The organism is Arthrobacter sp. TB 26, from assembly GCF_000427315.1.
GTDB lineage: Bacteria > Actinomycetota > Actinomycetes > Actinomycetales > Micrococcaceae > Arthrobacter.
Genome location: NZ_AUPJ01000119.1, coordinates 1,070 through 9,369, shown reverse-complemented (window position 1 = coordinate 9,369; position 8,300 = coordinate 1,070). Strand labels below are relative to the sequence as shown.

General features: G+C 68.0%; 7 protein-coding genes (1 of these 7 cut by a window edge). 2 read left to right on the top strand and 5 right to left on the bottom strand.

All coding sequences use genetic code 11. The annotated features are described in order from the left end of the window. From K789_RS0103635 to K789_RS0103620, 4 genes are all read right to left on the bottom strand, one after another. The coding region (locus K789_RS0103635) for an XdhC family protein (RefSeq protein WP_024365571.1) at nt 1–725 on the bottom strand (725 nt) is incomplete at its 3' end. Nucleotide 726: 1 nt separating this feature from the next. Further along, nucleotides 727–3,120, bottom strand: coding sequence for an aerobic carbon-monoxide dehydrogenase large subunit (locus K789_RS0103630; RefSeq protein ID WP_024365570.1), 2,394 nt, complete (start codon nt 3,118–3,120; stop codon nt 727–729). Continuing rightward, on the bottom strand, nt 3,117–3,677 hold the full coding sequence (locus K789_RS0103625; RefSeq protein ID WP_024365569.1) for a (2Fe-2S)-binding protein: 561 nt from the start codon (nt 3,675–3,677) through the stop codon (nt 3,117–3,119). The genes K789_RS0103630 and K789_RS0103625 overlap by 4 nt, the downstream gene beginning before the upstream one ends. A 5-nt stretch (nt 3,678–3,682) precedes the next feature. Continuing rightward, the gene (locus K789_RS0103620; protein ID WP_024365568.1) at nt 3,683–4,561 is read right to left on the bottom strand and encodes an FAD binding domain-containing protein; all 879 of its coding nucleotides are present in this window, start codon (nt 4,559–4,561) and stop codon (nt 3,683–3,685) included. 120 nt (nt 4,562–4,681) lie between these two features. Between K789_RS0103620 and K789_RS0103615 the strand changes: the two genes are divergently transcribed. After that, complete coding sequence (locus tag K789_RS0103615) at nt 4,682–5,662, top strand: LysR family transcriptional regulator (RefSeq protein WP_024365567.1); 981 nt, start codon at nt 4,682–4,684, stop codon at nt 5,660–5,662. A 109-nt stretch (nt 5,663–5,771) separates the two neighbouring features. Continuing rightward, nucleotides 5,772–6,089, top strand: a complete 318-nt coding sequence (locus K789_RS0103605; protein ID WP_024365566.1) for a DUF6457 domain-containing protein — start codon at nt 5,772–5,774, stop codon at nt 6,087–6,089. A 243-nt stretch (nt 6,090–6,332) separates the two neighbouring features. Here K789_RS0103605 and K789_RS0103600 read toward each other — a convergent pair whose 3' ends face one another. Next, nucleotides 6,333–8,300, bottom strand: the 3' portion of a protein-coding gene (locus K789_RS0103600) for an FdhF/YdeP family oxidoreductase (RefSeq protein WP_024365565.1). It continues 378 nt past the right edge of the window; 1,968 of the gene's 2,346 nt are visible here — the last part of the coding sequence; its start codon lies beyond the right edge, outside the window; its stop codon occupies nt 6,333–6,335.

Genomic DNA, 8,300 nt, shown 5'->3' with positions numbered 1-8,300 from the left:
CGTGACTTCGCCCGTTCCTGGATGAGCTGGGCCAGGATCGAGAGCGCGATCTCACCGGGGGTGCGGGCGCCCAGCTGCAGGCCTGCCGGGGTGAACACGCGCGAGCGCTGCGCGGGGTCGACGTCGAGGGATTCCAGCACCGCGGTGCCCCGTGTCCCGCTGGCCACCAGCGCGACGTACGGCACGCCGGCACGCAGGGCGGCCTCGAGGGCGGCCTCCTCCGCTTTTCCGTGCGAGGCCACAATCAGCGCCGCATCGTCGGACCGCGGTGCCGCCGCTTCCCCGTCGGTGAGTTCGACCGCCAGCCCGACACCCGAGCCGAGGGTCTCGAGCGCCTGGGCCACGGGCGTGGTGCCGACCACCAAAACCCGGGGCGCCGGGATGCGCGGCTGGAGGAAGATCTCGATCGCCCCGCCGCTGAGGCAGGGATTGGAGACCTCAACCGCGCCTTCCTCGGCGCTGCGGGACGGCTCGCCGGGGACAACACGCAGCAGCAGGGGTTCCTGCGAGGCAAGGACCTGCAGGCTGTACTCCCGCACCGAGGACTCGACGCAGTTCCCGCCGACGAAGCCCTGGATCTCGCCGGTAGGCAGCACGAGGGCGGTGTCCCCGGCATGGGCGCTCGTGGGGTGCTGGGCGCGGACCACCGTGGCGTGCACGAACGGCTCGCGGCGGGAGGCGAGGTCGTTCGCCCGGGCCGCAAGGGATTCTCCCGTCGGTGTCATGTCAGATCGGTGGCCTTGCCCGGCCCTGCATGGCGGCCCAGACCCGGGCCGGTGTGCAGGGCATGTCCATGTGAACCACCCCGTAGGGGGCCAGCGCGTCGACGACGGCGTTCACGATCGCCGGCGGTGAGCCGACGGTGGCGGACTCGCCGATGCCCTTCGCGCCGATGGGGTGGTGCGGGGACGGGGTGACGGTGAAGCCGGTCTCCCAGTCCGGGACTTCCATCGCGGTGGGGATCAGGTAGTCCATAAAGGACCCGCCCAGGCAGTTGCCGTCGGCGTCGAACTCGATGATCTCCATGAGCGCCATCCCGACGCCGTCGGTCAGGCCGCCGTGCACCTGGCCCTCGATGATCATCGGATTGATCCGGGTGCCGCAGTCGTCCACCGCGATGAAGCGGCGCACCTTGACGTGCCCGGTGCCCGGATCGATGTCGACCACGCAGATGTAGGCGCCGAACGGGAACGTCAGGTTCGGCGGGTCGTAGGTGACCTCGGCGTCGAGGTTGCCGTCGACCCCCTCGGGCAGTGTCATGGTGCCGTGGGCCGCCATGGCGATTTCGGAGATGGTCTTCCCGGCGCTGGGATCGCCCTTGACGAACCAGCGGCCCTTCTCCCACTCAAGGTCCTCGGGCCGCGTCTCCAGCATGGCCGCGGCGATCAGCTTCGCCTTCTCCCGCACCTTGCGGGCGACGAGTGCGACGGCGCCGCCGCTGACCGGCGTCGAGCGGCTCCCGTACGTGCCGAGGCCGAACGGTGTCTGGTCGGTGTCGCCGTGCACGACGTCGATATCCTCCGGCGGGATGCCGAGTTCCTCGGCCACGATCTGCGCGAAGGTGGTCTCGTGGCCCTGGCCCTGGCTTTGCACCGAGAGCCGGACGACGGCCTTGCCGGTGGGGTGGACCCGCAGTTCGGCGCCGTCGGCCATCCCGAGGCCGACAATGTCGAAGTGCTTGCGCGGGCCGGCGCCCACGGTCTCGGTGAAGAAGGAGATGCCGATCCCCATGAGTTCGCCGCGGGCGCGCTTCTCCTGCTGCTCGCGGCGGAGCTCGTCATAGCCGGCCAGCTGCATGGACAGCCGCATCGCGGGCTCGTAGTTGCCGGAGTCGTACACCCAGCCGGTCTTGTTGGCGTACGGGAACTGTTCGGGTTTGATGAAGTTCTTCAACCGCAGTTCCGCCGGATCCATCTCCAGCTTGCGGGCCAGGATGTCCACCATCCGCTCGACCAGGTAGACGGCCTCCGTGACGCGGAACGAGCAGGCGTAGGCGACGCCGCCGGGTGCCTTGTTCGTGTAGACGCCTGTGACGGAGCAGTAGGCGGCCTTGATGTCGTAGCTTCCGGTGAAGATCGAGAAGAAGCCGGCGGGGTACTTGGTGGGCTGGGCGGTGGCGTTGAAGGCGCCGTGGTCCGCGAGGACGCTGGTGCGTACCGCGAGGATTTTGCCGTCCTTGGTGGCCGCGATCTCGCCCTGCATGATGTAGTCGCGGGCGAAGGAGGTGGACATCAGGTTCTCCGAGCGGTCCTCCACCCATTTCACCGGCTTGCCGGTGACGATGGACCCGACCACCGCGAGGATGTAGCCCGGGTAGATGCCCACCTTGTTGCCGAAGCCGCCGCCGATGTCCGGGGACACCACCCGGATCTTGTGCTCGGGGATCCCTGCGACGATCGCGAACAGGGTGCGGTGCGCGTGCGGCGCCTGGGTCGTTTCGTAGAGGGTCAGTTTGCCGTCGACGGCGTCGAAGTCGGCGATCGCCCCGCACGTCTCCATTGGCGCGGGGTGCACGCGCGGGTAGACCATCTCCTGGGAGACGACAACGTCGGCGCTCGCGAAGACGGCCTCGGTTTCGGCCTTGTCGCCCATTTCCCAGTCGAAAATGTGGTTGTCCGTCCGGCCCTCGATCTCGTCGCGGATCACGGGGGCGTCAGCGTCGAGGGCCTTCCGGGCGTCAATGACCGGAGGCAGGACGTCGTATTCGACGTCGATCAGCTCCAGCGCGTCGCGGGCCGCGTAGCGGTCCTCGGCCACGACGAAGGCGACCTCCTGGCCCTGGAAGCGCACCTTGTCCGTCACGAGGACCGCCTGCACATCCGCGGAGAGGGTGGGGGCCCACGCGAGCTTGAGGCCGAGCAGGTCCTTGCCGGTGATGACGGCGAGCACCTTGGGGTGGGCGAGGGCATTGGTGGTGTCGATGGACACCAGCCGGGCGTGTGCAACCGGGGCGCGCAGAATGGCGCCGTGCAGCATGCCGGGCAGGACGATGTCGTCGAGGTAGTTGCCCTTGCCCCGCACGAAGCGCGGGTCCTCCTTGCGCTGGATCCGGCCGTAGCCGATCGGGCGGTCCGCGTCGCCGGCCGCCGGATTGCCGGGCCGTTCGTGGATAACGGTCATGCCTTCACCTCTGCGTCTTGTGTCTGCGCTGCGATGTCCTCAACCACGGTGTCCGTGCCGTCGATGACCTCGTCGACCGTGGCATCACCGTCGCCGCCCGCCGGGTGGGCTGCCGCCCACTGCACCGACCGGACGATCGTGGCGTAGCCGGTGCACCGGCAGATCTGGCCCGAAATGGCCTGCCGGATCTCGGTAGTGTCCGGATGCGGGTTCTTGTCGAGCAGGGCACGGGCGGTCAGCATCATGCCGGGGGTGCAGAAACCGCACTGCAGCCCGTGCTCCTCCATAAAGCCCTGCTGGACGGGGTCCAGGGTGGCGCCGGTGGCAAGCCCCTCGACCGTGCGGATGTCGTGGCCGGCGGCCATCGCAGCGAGCACCGTGCAGGACTTCACCGGCTGGCCGTCCATCAGGACCACGCAGGTCCCGCAGTTTGTGGTGTCGCAGCCCCAGTGGGTGCCGGTCAGGCCAAGGACCTCGCGGATGTAGTGGACCAGGAGCACACGGGGCTCAATGTCGGACGTGACTTCGTTGCCGTTGACGGTCATGCTGATCTGCATCCGCTTCAGCCTTCCTGTGTCTGTGCGGCGCGGGCACACGCTTGCCGGAGCACCCGCCGGGTGAGTTCGTCGGCGAGGTGCCGTTTGTAGTCAATCGGGCCGCGCTGGTCGGCCACCGGGTCGCAGGCTTCCGCGGCGCGCCGTCCGGCCTCCACGAACAGTTCCTCCCGGGGCTGCTCGCCGCGGAGCAGTTCGGTTGCCCCGGCGACCGTGTGGTCGAGGCCGAGGGCGGTAAGCCCGACGGCGGCGTCGGCGATGGTGCCGTCCGGCCCGAGCGTCACGGACGCGCCGGCGGCGCCGACTGCCCAGTCGCCGACCCGGCGTTCGACCTTCTCGTAGGCGCTGCCCGAACGGGGGCGGATCGGGAAGCGGAGCTCGCACAGCAGTTCGTCCTGGCCCACCGCCGTCTCATAAGGCCCGCGGTGGAAGTCAGCCATGGCCAGGATGCGCTCGCCGGCCGGTCCGCGGATCACGGCTTCCGCACCCAGGACGTCGCAGACCGTGGACAGGTCCTCGGCCGGGTCGGCCTGGCAGAGCGATCCGCCGATCGTTCCCCGGTTGCGAACGACAGGGTCGGCGATCACGGATTCCGCGTCCCGGACGATGGGGAAGAGCGCTGCAATTTCGTCCGACTCCAGGAGTGTTGTGTGGCGCGTCAGGGCGCCGATGCGCAGTTTGTCGCCGTCGCGAAGAATGAAGTCGAGTTCGTAGAGGTCGTTGATGTCGATCAGCCATTCGGGCCGGGAGAGCCGGAGCTTCATCATCGGCAGGAGGCTGTGGCCCCCGGCGACGACCCGCGACTCCGGACCATGGCGGGAGAGGAGTTCCAGGGCGTTGTCCACGGAAGTGGCCCGCACATAGTCGAAAGGAGCCGGAATCTGCATAGTCCCTACCTCACTCCAGGGCGCTGGCAACGTCGCGCAGCACCGGTTTGAGGCAAGTCTTGCCCCGCGTGATAGGGAGTGTCAATATCGTCATAAGCGAAAGGTTATGACGCCGTGGCGATGACATTGAGCCAGCTCCGCACGTTCGCCCTGGTCGCCCGTCTGGGCTCGCTGCACGCTGCCGCGGAGACTCTCGGCGTCAGCGAACCGGCGGTTTCCGCCGCCCTGTCGGCGCTCCGGCTGGACCTTGGCGACCCGCTCTTCGTGCGCGCTGCCGGCGGCATTGCCCTGACTCCGGGCGGCCGTGCCCTCGCCGACTACGCCCAGGACATTGTCGGGCTGGCGGACCAGGCCCGCTGGGAAGTCGCCAATGCCAAGAACGACGCCGGGCGGCTGAAGATTGTGGCCACCGCGCCCTTTGCCGAACATGCGGCCGGCCGGCTGCTGGACCTTTTCACCAAGCGGGTCCCCGGCGCTGCGGTGGACGTCGTGGTCGGATCCGCCGAGGATCTGGGCTCGCTGCTGCAGGAACGCGCCTACGACATCTCCCTGGGAGCCCGGCCGACGGCTCCGGCAGGTGCCGCTGTCACGGGGCTTGGCCTGGAGTGCGTTCCGTTCCTGCGCTACCAGCGCACCCTGGTCGCGGCGGCGGGGCATCCGGTGGCCCGGCTCCACGGACCGGTGTCCGTCGCCCGGCTGCTGGACCGGCCCTGGTTCTCCGGACCGGCCGGGATCCAGGACAGCTCGGAGGAAGGCCGCTGGCTGGCGTCGTTGGGGGTAGCGCCGGAGATCATCCGCCTCAGCAGCGAGACGGAAGCCCTGGCAGCCGTGAGGGCGGGGGAGGGCATCATGCTGGCGCTCGGCCACATAGTCCGCGCCGAGGTCCAGAGCGGTTCGCTCGTCCGGCTGCCCGTCGTCGGGACACCGGTCACCGGCCTGTGGTGGGCGAGCACCCTGGACCACCGCCGGACCACCACGATGGCGCAGACGCTGCAGCGCTTCGCCGGCACTGCGGATGCGACCGCCGCGATGGTCGCCCCCGGCGGCCCCCGGGGCCTGGAACGCCGCGGGTCGAAGTTCCACGTCGCGCTGTGGAGCTGAAGAATCTCCGGGAGGGTTTGCCTGTGTCGCGTTGCGAAACGTGGGTGTCGGTGCTACCCCTTGTGGGGGAAGACGATCAACAGACGCACCGCTACGACGAGGAGTAACAATGACTTTGACCCGGGACGAAGACAGCTCGCTGCGGCACTGGAGTGCCCGCCTGATCCAGGCGCTGCAGATCCTTGACCTGGAAGTGGACCACGAGAAGATCGTCCAGGTCGCGGACGAGTCGCTCAAGGCCGTCGGGCCGCACGCCGATGCCATCAGCGCCTTCATCGTCGGCTTCGCCGCGGGAACGGCGTCGACTGAGGGCCGGAAGAGCACCCAGGACGCCGTCCACGCCGCGTCCAACACGGTCATCGAACTCTGTGAGCACGGCGAGTCCGGTGGCCCCGACGAAAAAGGCTGGGCCAAGCGGGCCCAATAGCCGCAGCAGCCACCCAGCACCGCGGGTGTGACGCTCAACCTCCGCGGGACATGCCCTCCCTTTCTGCCCGTGGCTGGACATATAGGCATTATGTCCAGTGGCCGCGGCCAGAGTGGGGCATGTCCCGTGGGGTGGGATTCAACCTCCCGGGGGACATGCCCTCCCTTTCTGCCCGTGGCTGGACATATAGGCATTATGTCCAGTGGCCGCGGCCAGAGTGGGGCATGTCCCGCGGGGTGGGCTCTACCGCGTCCGGGCCGCGCCGGACGCCAGGGTCGTCGAGCCGTCCGGGGTCTGGTCCTCGCTGGGCTCGAGCCTCACAATGACGGCTTTGGATACCGGCGTGTTGCTGCCTTCGGCCGTGTGATTCAATGGCACCAGCACGTTGGCTTCCGGGTAGTAGGCGGCCGCACAGCCGCGCGCGGTCGGGTAGGAAACCACCCGGAACTTGCGGACCATGCGCTCCACGCCGTCCTTGTACTCGCCCCGGATATCCACGAACATTCCGTCGGCCAGGCCCAGTTCCGTGATGTCGTCCGGGTTCACGAAGATCACATTGCGGCCCTTCTTGATGCCCCGGTACCGGTCGTTGTGGCCGTAGATGGTGGTGTTGAACTGGTCATGGGAACGCATGCTCTGCAGGATCAGCGTGCCCTCCGGCTTCTCCACATGCTCCAGGTCGTTGACGGTCAGCACGGCCTTGCCCGTGGGAGTCGGGAACGTGCGAGAATCCCGCGGCCCGTTCGCCAGAATGAAGCCGCCTTCGTGCCGGATCCGCTCGTTGTAGTCCTCGCAGCCGCCGACGACCCGCGAGATGTGGTCCCGGATCAGGTCGTAATTCCTCTCGAAGCCGTCCCAGTCGGCCCTGACCTTGTCCCCGACCAGCGCTTTGCCGAGCCTGCTGACAATCGCCGGTTCGGAGAGCAGGTTATGCGAGACCGGTTCCACACTGCCCCAGGAGGGGTGCACGGCGCACACGGTGTCCTCCACCGAAACGAACTGAGGTCCCGACTCCTGGATGTCGATCTCCGTCCGCCCCATCGTGGGCAGAATCAGCGCTTCGGCACCCGTGACCGTGTGGGAGCGGTTGAGTTTCGTGGAAATCTGCACCGAGAGTTCGGTGCTTTCCATGGCGGCCTCGGTGGCGTTCGTGTCCGACATGGCACCGACGAAGTTTCCGCCGAGCGCCACGAAAGCCTTGATCCCGCCGTCGCGCATCTTGTTGATGGTTTCGACGGCGTCGACACCGTGGTCGCGGGGCGGCTCGAAGCCGAACTCCTCGCCGAGGGAGTCCATGAAGGACTGCGGCATCTGCTCCCAGATGCCCATGGTGCGGTCGCCCTGGACGTTGCTGTGGCCCCGGATGGGGGAGGCGCCGGCGCCGGGCTTGCCCATGTTGCCGCGCAGCAGGAGCAGGTTGATGATCTCCTTGATCGTTGCCACGCCCTTTTTCTGCTGCGTGATGCCCATGGCCCAGGTGATGATGACTTTGTCGGCCTTCAGGTAGCGGGCCGCGAGCTCATCGATATCCTCGGTGCGCAGGCCGGTCGCTGCCAGGACCGCGGCATCGTCCACGAGGTTGAGGTGCTCCCTGAGTTCCTCCAGCCCCTCACAGTGCTCGTCAAGGAACGCCTGGTCCAGGACGGTGCCCGGGTTGCGGGCCTCAGCGTCGAGGACCCGCTTGGAGACCGCCTGCAGCAGTGCCATGTCTCCGCCGATGCGGATATGAAGGAACTGGTCCGCGATCTCCGTGCCGCGGCCCACGATGCCTTTGACTTTCTGCGGATTCTTGTACCGGCGCAAGCCGGCCTCCGGGAGGGGATTGACGGCAACGATTTCGCCGCCGTTCTCCTTGCACGCCTCCAGCTCGGTAAGCATGCGCGGGTGGTTCGTGCCCGGGTTCTGCCCCATGATGATGATCAGGTCCGCTTTGGCGTAATCGTCGAAGCTGACAGTTGCCTTGCCGATGCCAATGGTCTGGCCCATCCCCCAGCCGGAGGACTCGTGGCACATGTTGGAGCAGTCCGGCAGGTTGTTGGTGCCGTAGCCGCGGACCATCAGCTGGTAGAGGAAGGCCGCCTCGTTGGAGGTACGGCCGCTGGTGTAGAAGGCGGCCTCGTCGGGCGAGTCCAGGCTCTTGAGCTTGTCCGCGATGATCCGGATCGCCTCGGGCCAGGACACCGGTTTGTAGTGGTCCTCTCCCGCCGGCTT

Excerpts from the sequence above, each read along its gene's own strand:
- K789_RS0103630 (WP_024365570.1), bottom strand. The coding sequence starts at position 3,120 with ATGACCGTTATCCACGAACGGCCCGGCAATCCGGCGGCCGGCGACGCG.
- K789_RS0103625 (WP_024365569.1), bottom strand. The coding sequence starts at position 3,677 with ATGCAGATCAGCATGACCGTCAACGGCAACGAAGTCACGTCCGACATT.
- K789_RS0103620 (WP_024365568.1), bottom strand. The coding sequence starts at position 4,561 with ATGCAGATTCCGGCTCCTTTCGACTATGTGCGGGCCACTTCCGTGGAC.
- K789_RS0103615 (WP_024365567.1), top strand. The coding sequence starts at position 4,682 with ATGACATTGAGCCAGCTCCGCACGTTCGCCCTGGTCGCCCGTCTGGGC.
- K789_RS0103605 (WP_024365566.1), top strand. The coding sequence starts at position 5,772 with ATGACTTTGACCCGGGACGAAGACAGCTCGCTGCGGCACTGGAGTGCC.